This window comes from Porphyromonas uenonis DSM 23387 = JCM 13868 (genome assembly GCF_000482365.1).
Lineage (GTDB): Bacteria > Bacteroidota > Bacteroidia > Bacteroidales > Porphyromonadaceae > Porphyromonas > Porphyromonas uenonis.
In genome coordinates this window covers 237,873-251,402 of sequence record NZ_KI535308.1, presented here as the reverse complement: position 1 = coordinate 251,402, position 13,530 = coordinate 237,873, and the positions used below count along the sequence as shown (strand labels likewise).

Sequence of the window (13,530 nt, the reverse complement as noted above, 5' to 3'; positions counted from 1 at the left end):
AGTTTGTTATTGTCTGCATATACGATAAGTCGCAAAGGCTCCGCCCTCTAGGCGTAAGAGTGCGACGTAGCAATCGTTCATAGCGGGCAGAGCGACCGTCGCACGACCTACAGAGATCGGATGCGTCAGGACGAGTTGCCCGTCTATATTATATAGGTATAGTGTACCCGTCACTTCGCTCTCGATCTGTAGCATGTTGTCGCTACTGGAAAAACGCACGGCTGGCGTCGCTGTAGGGGGGGAAGTGATGCTGGTGCCTTTGGCGAGGGGCTTGATGCCCGCAAACTCGGTCGAGACTTCGCCCGTCTCATCGGTCTGCTGGTGGACGCCCGTCTGCACCTTGAGGAAGTCGATACGATCTAGCTGTACCAGTTCTCCCTTAGCACTGACCGCACTGTCTATATCAATGTAGCTACCCGGGGAACCGTTAGGGTGATTGTCCGCATAGCCATAAGCGTAAGGCTGAGACTGCCAAAGCCCTCCCTCATGCTCTTGCTTCATACAGTCCGGTAGGCGGACCCCCGAGAAGGTTACTTTGTTACCCTCCCAGAGCGGGTAGTAGCTATTGGTCGTGTGGTACTTATTGCGTGGTATGAGTCCCGACTCACCCTCCGAGTCGCTCCAGGCGATCGGGTCTTTGTACGGGTCTTTTGGCTTGTAGTAGGTGATCGTGTAGTCTAGGTTGCTCCGATAGTCCTCGCTGCCACGGATGCGGTACCACGGGTCGTCCGCCAGTCCGTTACCATTGGCATCTTGGCTCACATAGATGATGCCAGGCTCGGCATTACCGATGAAAGCATTGCCCAGTATCGCAAAGTCCGCTTGGTTGGGCTGATTGACTAATGCGGGCTGTATACGAACGATGATGTAGCCGCCCCATCCGCCGAGAGAGAGGAAGCTCCCATCCTGGACGAGGATGCGCTGTGCCTGCTGGAGTAGCTCTTGATAAGTTGATACGCCCTTGCTCGCCATCACTTCGCTCCCCATAAATTGTCCAGGAGCTGGGTGGTAGGCAATCACCTCCGTGATGCGGCTCTCCTGCGCAGAGAGCGTCGCCACACCGAGGAGGAGACCGGTGAGGATGTGAAGTATAACGGGGTAGATATGTCTCATATCGTAGAGTCTAGAGGATTCAAGATACTGTCTCAGTACCGCATGGTAGACTCTACGACTCAACGACTTTACGGCTCAACGAGCCATGAACTAGGAGTACCTGTCCTAGTATCTAGTGCTAGAGAGCATACGAGCGCCCTCCTTGCCAGAAGCGTATCGTGCTGCAAAGTCCACGTTGCAGACTGATAGAAAAAAGGATCGTGGCAGGTCTTCTGGCTTAGCTCGCTAAGGTGTATCCTTCCCACCCCTGAGTGACGTTTGCGGGGCAGTGGCTTCATCAAGTCGATGACACATTAGCCTTTGGTGAGCTTTACAGCAACGGGTTTGCTCAGGAATTGCACCTGATTCCCTCTTCGAGTGGAGTGGCGCGCCTCTCCACTAACCAAGATCGCTGGCAAAGGTACTAAAAGCAATCAACAATACAGTTACGCAAAAGAAGCCCCGCAAGTCAACTCGTGACGTGGGGCTCCTCTAACCTCTAATGTCTAACCTCTAATGTCTAACCTCTAATCTCTATCCCTTATCCTTTGTCTCGAGAATGTTTGAGGTGAACTCGAGCCAGCTCTCGCTCTTTTTGTAGAGCTTGCTACTTCCCTTCGGTACAATGAGTTTGCGGGGCGTGCCAGCTACGCTAAACAGGGTCATCAACCCCACCTCCACCTGCGCGGGGTCAGCCACACGGATCTCCACCTTGCGAAGCTGATCGCAGAAGGCAAACGCCATATCTCCGATCTTGCGCACGCTCTCGGGTATCACTAGGACCTCAAGTTTTTGGGCATCGTAACCAGCATTCTCAGCGATCTCTTGCACCGTGTCGGGGATTCTATAGACATCATCATACAGCCCCGCAGGATACTGGATTAGCTGCGTCTGCTCCTTATTATATAGTACCCCGTCGATAGAGGAGTAGCTTGGATTGTTCGGATCCACCTCAATCTCGAGGAGCATGATGCAGTCGTGGAAGGGGGAGACCCCGAGACGAGTCGTCTGTGCAGGCAGAGACATAAAGCTGAGACTCGAGCAGCGGGCGAAAGCATACGACCCCACCTCCTCTAGATGATCTCCGAGCATGACCTCCATTAGGAAGTAGTTGCTTGCGAAGGCTAGCCCCGCAATCTTACGCACCTCCTCAGGTATCGTAAACTCCTGCTCCTCTTTAGACGCAGGGTAGTGTATCAAGACACTCAGATCCTTACTGTATAGGATGTTATCCCGCACAACGTAGTGCTCACTCTCTGGGGCTACGGAGATCTGCTCCATAGCTAGACAGTCCGCAAAGACCCCATCGCCTAGACGCTCTACCGAGGCGGGGATCAGCACCTTCGTGAGGTCACTACAATTGCTAAAAGCCATCTCCTCAATCACCCGAATGCCCTCCGAGAGCGTGAGACTGCTGAGCTGGATGCAACCATTGAAAGCGTTGTCCCCGATCTCCTGCACATTGCCCGGGATGACCAGTTCGTGGAGCGCCATAGTACCCGCAAAAGCACTGCGCTCGATCCGCTCCACCGTGTCAGGGAGGACGAGCTCCCTGAGAGCGACACACTCGCTAAAGGCAAAAGCCCCCACACACTTCAGTCCCGAGGCAAGCTCTAGTGCGAGCATACTGTCACAAGACTCAAAAGCCCCCTCGCCAATCTCCGTGACGCTCCCAGGGATCGTCACAGACTCCAGGCTCTGACAGCAGGCGAAGGCGCTCTCTCCGATATGGGTCACCCCCTCGGGTATCTCAACGCTTGTGAGCGCCGTGCAGTCATAGAAGGCGTAGTCACCGATACGGGTCACGCCCTCCTTCAGGATGACCGTATCGATCTGCTCTCTGAACTCATGCCATGGGTTCTCCGCAATAGGGTAGTCGGGTAGAGCTCCCGTACCTGATAGCGTGAGAGAGCTATCCTTGGGGTCATATCGCCACAAGAGTTGCCCCGTCTCACCGCTCTTTGGCATCTTAATCTTACTCATTGATTTACTCCTTATTTAGTTAGTTTGGTGAGCCACTCGGCGATCAGCTCCAGTACCTCGGGAGCGATCGTCTCACTGATCTGATAGTACTCGCTCACGGCTCCTGTCGTCGCATGCTGGAAGAGGTGGTTCAGCCCCTCCAGCTGGCGCACTTGCCGTGGTGTCCCCGTCGGGAGACTCTGCTCGATGACGGGCAGATGCTTGTCCGCTAGCACCTGTTGGTCTAGCGAACCGTTGAGCGCCAGCACTGGGCAGTGCGTCTGCGCTATATCCCCCTTCGGATCATACTGTGTGAAGTAGATAAGCCAAGGGTTCAGCCCGTCGGCAACCTTCTTGAGATCCAAAACCAACCCAATAGGGAGCTGGTAATGTCCCTCCGAAAGAACCTTGGTGACCAAAGCTTCGCCACGCAAGTCGCTCTGAGTCGCTTGGTCAAAGGTCGCCACAGCAGCTCGCAGATACTCTGCGCGAAGCTCTTTTGGTACCTCCGCCCGAGTTAGGCCCAGGTCCATCTGGTCTTGTAAAACCTCCTTGCCAGGCAGCGTGCTACCCGCTAAGCTGATGATGAAGTCAGGGACGCCGCGAGCTGCCAGCATGAAGGCGATAGTACCTCCCTCGCTATGTCCCAGCACGCCCACCTTGTCGAAAGCCTTCCGACCACGTAGGTAGTGAACTGCAGCCTGAGCATCGTCCGCTAGCGTTGCGGTGGTCGCCTCGGCAACAGTGGCCGAGTCTATATCGTCGTGATAGCCACGGTCGTCGTAGCGTAGCGTCGCTACGCCCTGCCGAGCCAAGTAGTCCGCCAGCACAGCAAAGGGCTTATGCTCCGCAAGGGTCTCATCACGATCCTGTATACCCGATCCAGAGACAAAGAGAACGATCTGCTCCACACGGCTCTCCACCTGATGTCCGACAGGGTAGGTGAGCGTGCCGTGGAGCGGTGCCGTGCCATTGTAAAAGGTCACCTCCTCTGTCTCGTAGGGGTAGGGGGGCTGTGGTGTCTGCGGACGATCAGCCTTGGCGGGCTGGCTGGCTCGTACGAGTGTGAGCGGTAGTGACATACCGCCCTGCGCAAAGGTCCCTACGATGGTATCGCTACTCACGAGCTTGCCCTCGTAGCGAACGTATAGGTTCGGGATGGTGATGACGATGCCATCGGCAAGCTCGATTGTTGCTTCGATACCAGTCGCCATCTGCGACGGACTATCCATTGTGCAGCAAATACGCTCTTGCTGATCCTTGCCGATGTTGAAGCGGAGGGGTAGCTCCGATCCAGAGATTTGCAGGGTGCCCTCCCAGATGCCGAGGGGAGGTGCCTGCTTTGTCCCTTGTTGCGCCGATAGGAGCAGTGCGCCACAGAGGTAGCAGCAGAGGAGAGCGAGTAGTTTGCGGGCTGAGGTCATAGGTTCTGTTATATATATTATTGTGTTTCGCTTAGAGTCCGTGCACTTTGTTGGGGTTGGCTTTGATAAACTCCTTCCAGCTCTTGGCACTCTCATTGGACGTAGCCACCGCATTAGAGGTTTGCAGGAAGTGACAGTAGGCGACCGCCAAGCCATCGGTCGCATCGAGCTTCTCGGGCATCAGTTCAGCGGGAATGCGTAGCACCCGCTGGAGCATCGTCGCCACCTGCTCTTTGGAAGCTTGCCCCGTACCCGTGATCGCCTGCTTGACACGCATCGGCACATACTCCGCAATGGGTATATCTCGGCTGAGGGCCGCCGCCATAGCGACCCCCTGTGCCCGCCCCAGCTTGAGCATCGACTGCACATTCTTACCATAGAACGGTGCCTCCAGAGCCATCTCGTCAGGTAGGAACTCATCGATCAGCCCCGCCACACGCTTGTAGATGCGCCCCAGACGGGTGTAGTGGTCCTCGTAACGGCTCAGCTCGATCACCCCCATGGTGAGCATCTCGGCATGCTGCCCCCGCACGGAGAGCAGCCCGTAGCCCATCACAATGGTGCCGGGGTCAATGCCTATCAGTATGCGCTCGCCACGTGACTTGCTCATAGTGCGATCTGTCTCATCGGTGTGACATGATATAGGACGCGCTCGCCGAAGGTCTTGCCCAGCAGCTCCAGTCGTTCGCCTAGTACCTCAGAGAGATAGTGCTCTAGATCTCGTTCCTGCTCTAGAGAAATGAGTAGAGCTAGGACCATATCGTCCACCGGTTGCGCCATCTCCACGACAGGCGCTTGCGCCATCACCTCGAGGAGATCCACCTGCGCCACGCCCTCATCGTCACGGAGCAGTGGCACCAGCCTAGTGCGTAGGAACTCGTCAAGGAGCGCATACTCCTGAGCTTTGAGAAAGAAAGAGACATTCACTCGGTACATAAGAAGCAGTAGTTAACTAAAGAGTATCGTGCGACTAATCAGCCACACGCCACAAAGATACCAAAAAAGCCCCTCCGCTCCGCGTCGCCTTGCCGGCCAGGGCTGATCCATGGTAAAAACAAGCTCGTTTCATTTCCTACCTAGGAATTGGCCCAATTCCTCCGTAGATATTTCTGATTTGCTACCTAGGAAATGGGCAAATTCTTCGGACTTATTTTTTGATTCCTCCGAAGTTTCATTTGATTCCTCCGAAGAATTTTTTATTCCCTAGGTAGGAATTGGGGCAATTCCTAGGTAGCTATTTGGCAAATTTCTAGGTAGGAATTCAATTCTTCGGGAGGAAGGTGTAATCAGAGGGAATCCGTAGCGACTCTGTAGGGATACTTGGACCGTGTATTCCCAAGTATCTTCATGCGTCAGCCCTGCTTTGCCGGCTGCTCTCTCCTTGCGCTTTTTATGACTGACATCGTGCTAATCGACTTGCGAAATTTAGGTCGTCCTCAACTTAACAACATGAGGCTGCCACTCCACAAGGAGTAACAGCCTCACTAGCTCAACCAAGTAATAGAGCCCCCCTCTTAAGTTACTTAGTTGGCCTTAATTCACTACGATACGCTGTGTGTCAAAGAGATTCTCTAGAGATACCACCTCTATGGTCTCTGCGCAGGCACTCTTGTTCGAGAGGAAGGTGCATCTGAGTGTCCGATTAGCCGGCAGTGTAGAGATGATCGTCGTATAGCATGAGCGACCCTCTGGATTTGGATCATTTTTGGCAAGGCCGAAGGAGAACTTGCCCATACTGCCATTCTCCGTTGTTACATCTGGATAGAAGTGCTCCGTAAAGAAGCGCAGGCGCATCGGGAGCTGCTGCGCTCTAAAGTCTTCTGGTAGGGTTATGACGAAAGAGAGCGCACCCTGCTGCTTATTAACAGTAGCTGTAACCGTATTGCTAACCGCAGACTGCCCATTCACCTGAAAGAGCTCGTAGCTGTAAGGCTCTCTCACCTCAACCCGTACGATGCGCATGAGGTCGGGGTCTCTCGTTACACCTACGATAATGTCGGAGATACGTCTCTCTCCAGGCTGAACGGGTTGAAGCGTCGCCGTGATGACTCCTGCTGGCGTGATAGTGACCTGACTGTCATCTGTTATGGCGGGGTAGTTGGTCTCATTGCGCACGGCAACGATCTGGAGCTTATCATTTTGAGCTGTGGCACTGCCCTCAGGGTAATAGTTTGCCTTAAAGGTGAGTGTCCCCTCTCCATGTATCAAGATATAGCTGCTCGCCTCGACCTCTAGTCGTCCCTTACCGTCGGAGTACGAGGGGTAGGCTTGCAGCTCCTCAGAGAGTGCGAGGTTATTGACCGCTGGCCCTGCGAGTGCCTCGTCTAGTGAGGGTGCCCCAGTGGCTAAGGCATCATTGATGGTCACCTTGTACCAGTAGTTGCGCAGCAGGTCGTAACGCTCTAGACGATTAGCACTCTTGACGAAGTCGAGCTTGTAGTAAGAGTAGTCTGCAGCTCCATCATACTTAGCGCGGAGGACGATACAAGAGATAGGCTTTGCCGCCTTATTCCTTCGCTCGAAGCCGTAGACAGGAGTACCATCCGTATACCAGCCTAGACCTGCATCCCCATTGGCTAAGAAGCTCTCTCTCGGCACGGTCGGCACTCGATCCACTATGCTAAATGCTTCGTCAAGGTCTGGCAACGCTGCTCGCTTAAAGGGCGCCACGGTACCGCAGTCGTAACTATTACATAGTGTGTAGGAGACGTCGGCGAGCTTAGTGGTGTGGCTCTCTAGCGTAAACTTGGCCATGGAGCGTAGGAGCTGGATCTCTCCAAGGTTGCTATTCTCCTGCACCTCATTATACTTATAGCGAGCCCACATCGGGATGCTCTTAGCTTGGCTTACCTCGGTCATAGTCACGAGGTCTGAGAGGAGCACATCGCTCTCCTTACGTCCTAGGTACTGTCGGCCAGAGTCGCTACCCCCGTAGTTGCGGTTGGCAACAAAGTGAATGACGCAGGGGGAGCTCTGGGGCTTCAGCCTGGCGGTGAAGGTGTACTTGCCATCGTTTTGCTTGGTCAGATCCTTAGCAAGGGCGTAGTCTGCCATCAGCCCCTCCGTATTGAAGACTAGTAGCTCTAGCGTCTTAATCTCATTCTCATTGATGCCCTCTTGGTGCACAGCGCGCATGGGGGCATAGTGCGGTACATCTACTGAGAGGGATACAGTGACCCGCTCTCCATCCTGATCTACAGGAGCTGTACGCTGCTCCTGCTGGCACGCAGATAGCGCCATAAAGGCTACCAGCAGGAGGGAGTATAGAAATATCTTCGTTCTAGTCATAACTTTCTATCGGTCTAATCTGTATGGTATATGTGACTGAATCGTTGGATCCTTGACATCGCGTACGCAACGGGTGTAAGCTCGAGTAGCGGAGCCTCCGTCTTCAGGGTCTTCCGGGGAGTCCATCTTTCTAGCTCCATTTTCGTTTCGAGCGTCCCAGTAGTAGCTTCCCGTCATAATGGATTTGACAGCACTATTGGAGTTATGCTGTAGCTGATCTATCAGTTTGATCTCAGCCTCTGTCGGTAGTCGCCAGTCATCGAGGGTCACCTCCACGCCATTGACTATACGCGTCTCTGTATAGGTTGCACAGTTGCACAGGGCGGTCTCCTTATAGGCTCCTATCTTGCTAGTCTCACTCCATTTACCACTGCTATAATACCAACCATACTCTAGGTAGGGATAAGGATTGGTAGCTCCAAGCTGAGAGGCTAGCTCAAAGCTGGGAGAAACCATCCGAGCGGTCTCAGCATCACGCTTCGTGGTAAGCTTAGAGATCTTCTCTCCATCGTTTAGCTCCCAACGCTCAACAATAGTTCCCCAAAAACCTGTATTTTGTACGAACCAGGATCCTGGCCAAAAGTCTGTCGTCTCTCTCGGCGGGAAGCCTAGGATCATACCTTCGGGTGGGTTCTGCACGGTGATACGGTAGATGGCTTTGTTGTTCAGCCCACTATGAGCTAAAGTTCCGTCAGGTCTTCGTGAAGACTTCGTACCCTGCGTATTGGTGATAAAGAGGGAGGGGTACTGATACACCGTGACCTCTTTGTCTAGCTCTGTGATGCCATTGCTGACCTTAAAGCGGATCTTCTTGGGGATATTGTTGATCGGCAGCTTAGACTGAATCTCGATCTGATTGCCCACCACGGTAACCGTCGGGTACTGATTACTGGAGTTGGGGATAGCTTCTGTTATTGCCTCTCCCGTAGCTCCATTGACATAGCTGAAGCTAACCTCCACGATCTGGATCGTAACTGGCTTTTTAGAGGACTCATAAGATATGGTATGAGTCTCCACATTGTAGATATGAGCCTCTCTCTCTGACACCTCTAGATAGTTAGCTGCGGGTAGATCATACTGATCATCGCAGAGAGTCCAGGGGAGGATAGAGAGCGTGCCAGTGATTGATACAGGCTCTTCGGGAGTTGTGGAGCCGAGCTTATGGATGCCGAGCTTCAGGTCGTAGAGTTTGTTGGCCGTAAGATGTGGCTCCGCAGGCGTGAGAGCTACGCGATAGTAGTAATCTGCTACGGTCGTTGCGCCCGCCTTCTTGAGGGGCACAGTGAGAAGGTAGTAAGGTGCCTCATCGTTGCTACTCCACTTATTATAATAGGAGTAGAAGAGCTGTGGCTCCTTGTTCGAAGTAGCTCGGTAGGCGTAGGCGATGGAGTTAGCTCCAGCAGCCACCTCTTCAGCTGTGAGGTAGCCTTGGCTGACGGCTCCGACGAACTTGACCTGTATCTCGCCACCTAGCTCATATCCTGTGACCTGCACGGTAGGCGTGATGCGTAGCTTGCTGGCTACACGACGTAGCTTAACGGTGCCGAGTTGCTTGCCCTCAGGGGTCTTTAGGTTAATCTGCTTAGAGGTCTTGCCCTGCATGACAAACTTAGCGTTAGGCTTGTCCGCTACCGACTCGGTGACTACAATCTTCGCTAGCTCGCTCTCTTGTTGTGGTGCCGTGAAGGCCATATTGGTCACGACGTAAACATTGTACGTAGAGTTACCATCGAAGCCCTTCTGCTGAGCTTCTGGTATTGGAATGCTATAGTTACCGTCAGCAGCAGGTGCTGGAGAGACTGACCAGTAGAGCGTCCCTCCCTTGTAAAAGAGGACCTGAAGACGCTCGATCTTGTTCTCATTGAGCGCATCGTCCCCTGCCTCCGTAGCACGTAGTGAGCGGATCTCCTGCACGGCTAGTCGTAGTGATAGCTGCGCTGAGGAGGCGTCATCAGGACATGCCACGGGTCTCTCCGCTATACATCCTGATACCATCAGCAGTATCAAGGCATACCCGACCAAACGGGTGGATATATCTATAAGTCTATTCATAATCTATGATGCTTCTAATGGTTTGCTAAGCATGACGCTGACAGATCTTGATACCCTCCTCAGGCATCCCTGCCCCTACTAGGTCTAGATACTCCGAGGTGAAGAGTAGCTGCGTGCAGCGTAGGTTAACGCCTGCGGGCTTCGTAGCGATCACCCGAATGGTGTACTCGGTAGTGCCATCGGCTAATCCCTCTCGTACGGCGCCCCCTGTGATGTCAAAGCGGAAGTCAAGCGCATTGGTCAGTGTGGCTCGCCACTTAGAGGGATCGCTGCTGGAGCTTATCTTGACCTTGAACTCGGCAGCCTCTGTATCGGTCACGTAGTAAGTCGCTGTAGGATCGGGAGAGAGACTCACGATCTTAGGCACCTCGAGCTTCTTCTCACTCGTCTCTACATCCCAGGGCAAGACTTCCGTCTTCAGCAGTAATGCGTTGTGCACTCCGATCTTAGTGATCGTACCTGTCAGCTGGTAGTGATGATTGCGATGCAGTGCGTAGTGATGATCCGCGTTACTCGTCTCATCATTGACATAGGCCGTATAGGTCGTAGGAACTCCATTATAAAGAGCCTCAACGGTCAGGATGGGCGCATGACCTGTCGTATCGCTATCGAGACTCTCGTAGGTGTAAAGTGCCTTGTCAGGGATATAAGTGGTCGTTGCGTTGTTGACTAGCGTAACCTTCTCGGCTTTGCTGTAGATCCAGGTCTCGCCTAGGTGATAAGAGGCGGGTGTCAAAAGCATACTGGTCTTAGGCAAGCGACTGATCGACACGCTACGGATGATCACCTGATCGTCGGCCTTCGTCTTTTGGAGTAAGTCGAGGGTGATCTTGGCTCTCGTCTTGGTCAAGTTGATCTCTGCCTTTACGTTTTGATCCTTAAAGAGGGTAGCCGTGCCCTGACCTATCATCAGGATTGGCTTCGGCTTCGTCGCACTGCTGGGATCCTCGTCAGGGATAGCTATGCGGAGTAAGTCTTGCTTGAAGACGACCTTATTAAGGGCAATGCTCATGACTGGGCTCTCGTTGGCAATGACGTAGATCTCCTTGGCTCCTTCGTGAGCCTCTACACGTAGCCAGTCACTGAGGTCGGTCGGATTGCTAAAGATCTTCTGCACATCCAGTGCTCCTCCAGCCTGATTGAAGACTAGGATGCGGATCGTCTGCACGGGTAGATCCTCTACGAGAAGCTCCCCACTGCGCAGGGTCATCGACGGGATAGAGAGCTGTACGGTAGCAGGCTCTAAAGTCTCTCTCAGCTCACTGCGCCGACACCCTGACAGCGCTGTCAGGAGGAGTGCCGATAGTGCGAGTAGCAATGTAAGTGTATGTCTATAGGGTTTCATAGGATTTCAAACTTTGCATGTGAATGAGACTTTAGTAGATGACGAACTGGTGTACGACATTCCATGGCGTCACAACAATCTGCACGGATATCTTGCCAGATCGCATGTCAATGAGGATATTGAGCATCTTGCCTATCTCTGGTAGTAGGAGCGCGTCTTGGGAGTCTCTCGTAAAGCTCTCCAAGCACTTGTCTCCGACGTAAAAGTCTAGCTGGAAAGGTTTGTCATCGATAGGCGGATAGACCCTAAAAGGTGCTATGTGATAGTCGCCTGTGGAGCTATCTAGAGAGCCCGTTAGACGGTAGGTCGTGGGATCACCATTGTAGGTGTCAACTATAGCGTAGTTGTCTAGGGACTTGCCAAAAAGGATCTGGGCTGCAGCGTAGTTCGTCGGGTCAAAAGCTTGTCGCTTATATCCTTGGCGACCGAGCCACTGCTCATAGCCTAGGACTGTTACATTGACCTGACAAGTGCGTCTGTAAATGTCTATAGTAGCAGGCTCGCCTAGCTTGAGCTTGCCGTACTGTTGCTGACGATCTAATCGGCCGGAGAAGAGGTCTGTGGGACAGTGTCCGAAGCCGTCTGTACGTAGCAGAGGCATCTGTACATCCTCGATACGCTGTACCGACTCTAGTCTTGTTACTTCTTCTGGAGTCACATTGCCCCATGCCACAAAAGTGAGGGCCTTAGGGCCATAGTGCTCGATGTGTATGGGCTTGCGCGACTTGACCTCTTCGGCTGTCAAGAGGATCTTGTCTATGCGCTTGCCTGTCTCGTCAAATGTGAATAGGATCACATTCTCTACATCCCCATCAGAAGTTATATCCTTGTTGGAGATATCTACAGCTCGTACGGTCAGCTCGAATGGTTGAGGACAATCCTCGAGATTCTCTGCGATACAGCCAGACAAGAGAACTACCATCGACGCGATCCAAGCCGTGGTCGCTGTCTTATTGATCCATCTCTGTACGATATTCATATTAGTGTCTCAATGGGGTGCTTAAATAAAGAGAGATAAGAGGGAGAGTCTGCCGTCAAGCATCAGGGATCTGTATGTTGACTATGAAGTATGTGTGATCTTGCGCTTGACGCAGACTCTCCGACTGGGAGGAGATGGCTCTAGAGCCACCACAACTAGACGGTGGCTCTAAAGCTATCTGTGAGGGCGTGGTCTACCAGACTACGTTTTGCTTGACGATGACCCAAGGTAGGACGGTGCACTTGACGTCTAGGTTGGCTGTCTCTACGGTTGGATCCTCAGGTGAGTTCGTGCCAGGGCCAGTGATTGTGAGTGCAATCTCGTACTTGTTGTTGCGCTCGATAGCGTTCTTAGCCGTATGGCCGCCCTCGTAGGTATAGCCATCCTTTGCCCAGTTGACAAGGACTGGGTAGTAGGTTGAGTGATCTGTCGTAGATACGATCCAGCCAGCCTCTACAGCTTGCTGAGCTTGATCAGCTGTTAGGTCTGAGCCGTTAGCCTGTGTGAGCGTAGCCTTGAGGCAGAGGATGGTGGGGTGCTCTGCAGAGTTGTTCTCTAGGATATAGAAGCCCTTGCGTTCCTGTTCACCTGTCTCTGTGAGATCCATCTTGAGCTCGGCCATCTCCTTGTAGTTAGCCTCTGCTGGAGTGTACTTGCCGGCAGTCTTACCAAAGAGCTCGACACCATAGAAGTAATTAGCATCAGTGTTGACGAGAGACTCGCCAAAGACGTTAGACTGAGCCTTAGCAACAAGACCGATCAGCTGACCCTTGTCAAACTTGACATTGTAGAGTGTCTTGTAAGAGTCTGCGAAGGCCACCGTAACGCTCGTCAGAGACATACCCGCGTGGATGTGCTTGAGCTCGATAGGCTTATCTATAGAAAGACGATTACCGTCACCAGCTGCGTAGCCGTAGTAGTTATTGCCCTTCTGGAGGTTAACGGAGACAGGCTCTGCTGTGAGCATGAAGGTCCCCTTGGTGGGGTCTTGGTCATCTGCAGAGAGTGTGTGCGTGAGTGCCTTGACCTTAGTTAGAGAGAGTCCCTTGAGATTCTCGTTAGCATAGTTAGCTACGACTACAAGCGTCTTAGCACCAGATGTCGTCTGGATCTTAGTGACCTCGAGAGAGCCGGCTTGGTCAGCCTCCTTGTAGGCGACCTGAGCATCTCCCTGATAGACCATGACGGCCAGCTTCTGGACCTTCTTGTCCTCATTGCCTGCGCCATCCTCATAAGCTCTGAGGTCGGCCGACTTAACTGCGACGCTGATGGTAGCGTCTGTCTCGGACTGTTGTGGTTCGTCCTGATTCTTGTTGCACGCCGTGAAGGCGAGTGTGAGAGCCACGAGGCTCAGTAGGAAAAGCTTACTTTTCATAATAGTTGATCTG

At 53.1% G+C, this 13,530-nt stretch carries 10 protein-coding genes and 1 riboswitch; all 10 genes read right to left on the bottom strand.

From position 1 onward, the window contains the following. Window positions 1–6: 6 nt before the first annotated feature. Window positions 7–1,113 (bottom strand): hypothetical protein, encoded by a 1,107-nt coding sequence (locus tag L215_RS0107585; RefSeq protein ID WP_025883020.1) that lies wholly within the window; start codon window positions 1,111–1,113, stop codon window positions 7–9. 185 nt (window positions 1,114–1,298) lie between these two features. Then, a riboswitch (cobalamin riboswitch) is annotated at window positions 1,299–1,515 on the bottom strand. A 111-nt stretch (window positions 1,516–1,626) separates the two neighbouring features. After that, a complete protein-coding gene (locus tag L215_RS0107580) occupies window positions 1,627–3,075 on the bottom strand; it encodes a leucine-rich repeat domain-containing protein (protein ID WP_025883018.1) in 1,449 nt (482 codons plus the stop codon). A gap of 11 nt (window positions 3,076–3,086) precedes the next feature. Beyond that, window positions 3,087–4,478: an alpha/beta hydrolase family protein gene (locus tag L215_RS0107575; RefSeq protein ID WP_025883016.1), complete on the bottom strand. Its 1,392-nt coding sequence runs from the start codon at window positions 4,476–4,478 to the stop codon at window positions 3,087–3,089. Window positions 4,479–4,509: 31 nt separating this feature from the next. Then, window positions 4,510–5,088 carry a crossover junction endodeoxyribonuclease RuvC gene (gene ruvC, locus L215_RS0107570; RefSeq protein WP_004331386.1) on the bottom strand — a complete coding sequence of 193 codons (579 nt, stop codon included), beginning with the start codon at window positions 5,086–5,088 and terminating at the stop codon, window positions 4,510–4,512. After that, on the bottom strand, window positions 5,085–5,414 hold the full coding sequence (locus L215_RS0107565) for a hypothetical protein (protein WP_025883014.1): 330 nt from the start codon (window positions 5,412–5,414) through the stop codon (window positions 5,085–5,087). Before L215_RS0107565 ends, ruvC begins: the two co-directional genes overlap by 4 nt. Before the next feature lie 597 nt (window positions 5,415–6,011). After that, the gene (locus L215_RS0107560; protein WP_027451582.1) at window positions 6,012–7,766 is read right to left on the bottom strand and encodes a hypothetical protein; all 1,755 of its coding nucleotides are present in this window, start codon (window positions 7,764–7,766) and stop codon (window positions 6,012–6,014) included. Window positions 7,767–7,772: 6 nt separating this feature from the next. Further along, window positions 7,773–9,818 (bottom strand): fimbrial tip adhesin FimD, encoded by a 2,046-nt coding sequence (gene fimD / locus L215_RS09470; protein ID WP_025883012.1) that lies wholly within the window; start codon window positions 9,816–9,818, stop codon window positions 7,773–7,775. Between the two features lie 25 nt (window positions 9,819–9,843). Further along, a complete protein-coding gene (locus L215_RS09465; protein ID WP_154657865.1) occupies window positions 9,844–11,163 on the bottom strand; it encodes a fimbrial assembly protein in 1,320 nt (439 codons plus the stop codon). Between the two features lie 31 nt (window positions 11,164–11,194). Beyond that, entirely contained in the window at window positions 11,195–12,142 is a 948-nt protein-coding gene (locus tag L215_RS0107545) for a FimB/Mfa2 family fimbrial subunit (protein WP_025883010.1), read from the bottom strand. A 193-nt stretch (window positions 12,143–12,335) separates the two neighbouring features. Further along, on the bottom strand, window positions 12,336–13,517 hold the full coding sequence (locus L215_RS0107540; protein ID WP_052343482.1) for a fimbrial protein: 1,182 nt from the start codon (window positions 13,515–13,517) through the stop codon (window positions 12,336–12,338). Window positions 13,518–13,530 lie beyond the last annotated feature (13 nt).

Coding starts and splice junctions, on each gene's coding strand:
- L215_RS0107585 (WP_025883020.1), bottom strand. CDS start 1,113: ATGAGACATATCTACCCCGTTATACTTCACATCCTCACCGGTCTCCTC.
- L215_RS0107580 (WP_025883018.1), bottom strand. CDS start 3,075: ATGAGTAAGATTAAGATGCCAAAGAGCGGTGAGACGGGGCAACTCTTG.
- L215_RS0107575 (WP_025883016.1), bottom strand. CDS start 4,478: ATGACCTCAGCCCGCAAACTACTCGCTCTCCTCTGCTGCTACCTCTGT.
- ruvC (WP_004331386.1), bottom strand. CDS start 5,088: ATGAGCAAGTCACGTGGCGAGCGCATACTGATAGGCATTGACCCCGGC.
- L215_RS0107565 (WP_025883014.1), bottom strand. CDS start 5,414: ATGTACCGAGTGAATGTCTCTTTCTTTCTCAAAGCTCAGGAGTATGCG.
- L215_RS0107560 (WP_027451582.1), bottom strand. CDS start 7,766: ATGACTAGAACGAAGATATTTCTATACTCCCTCCTGCTGGTAGCCTTT.
- fimD (WP_025883012.1), bottom strand. CDS start 9,818: ATGAATAGACTTATAGATATATCCACCCGTTTGGTCGGGTATGCCTTG.
- L215_RS09465 (WP_154657865.1), bottom strand. CDS start 11,163: ATGAAACCCTATAGACATACACTTACATTGCTACTCGCACTATCGGCA.
- L215_RS0107545 (WP_025883010.1), bottom strand. CDS start 12,142: ATGAATATCGTACAGAGATGGATCAATAAGACAGCGACCACGGCTTGG.
- L215_RS0107540 (WP_052343482.1), bottom strand. CDS start 13,517: ATGAAAAGTAAGCTTTTCCTACTGAGCCTCGTGGCTCTCACACTCGCC.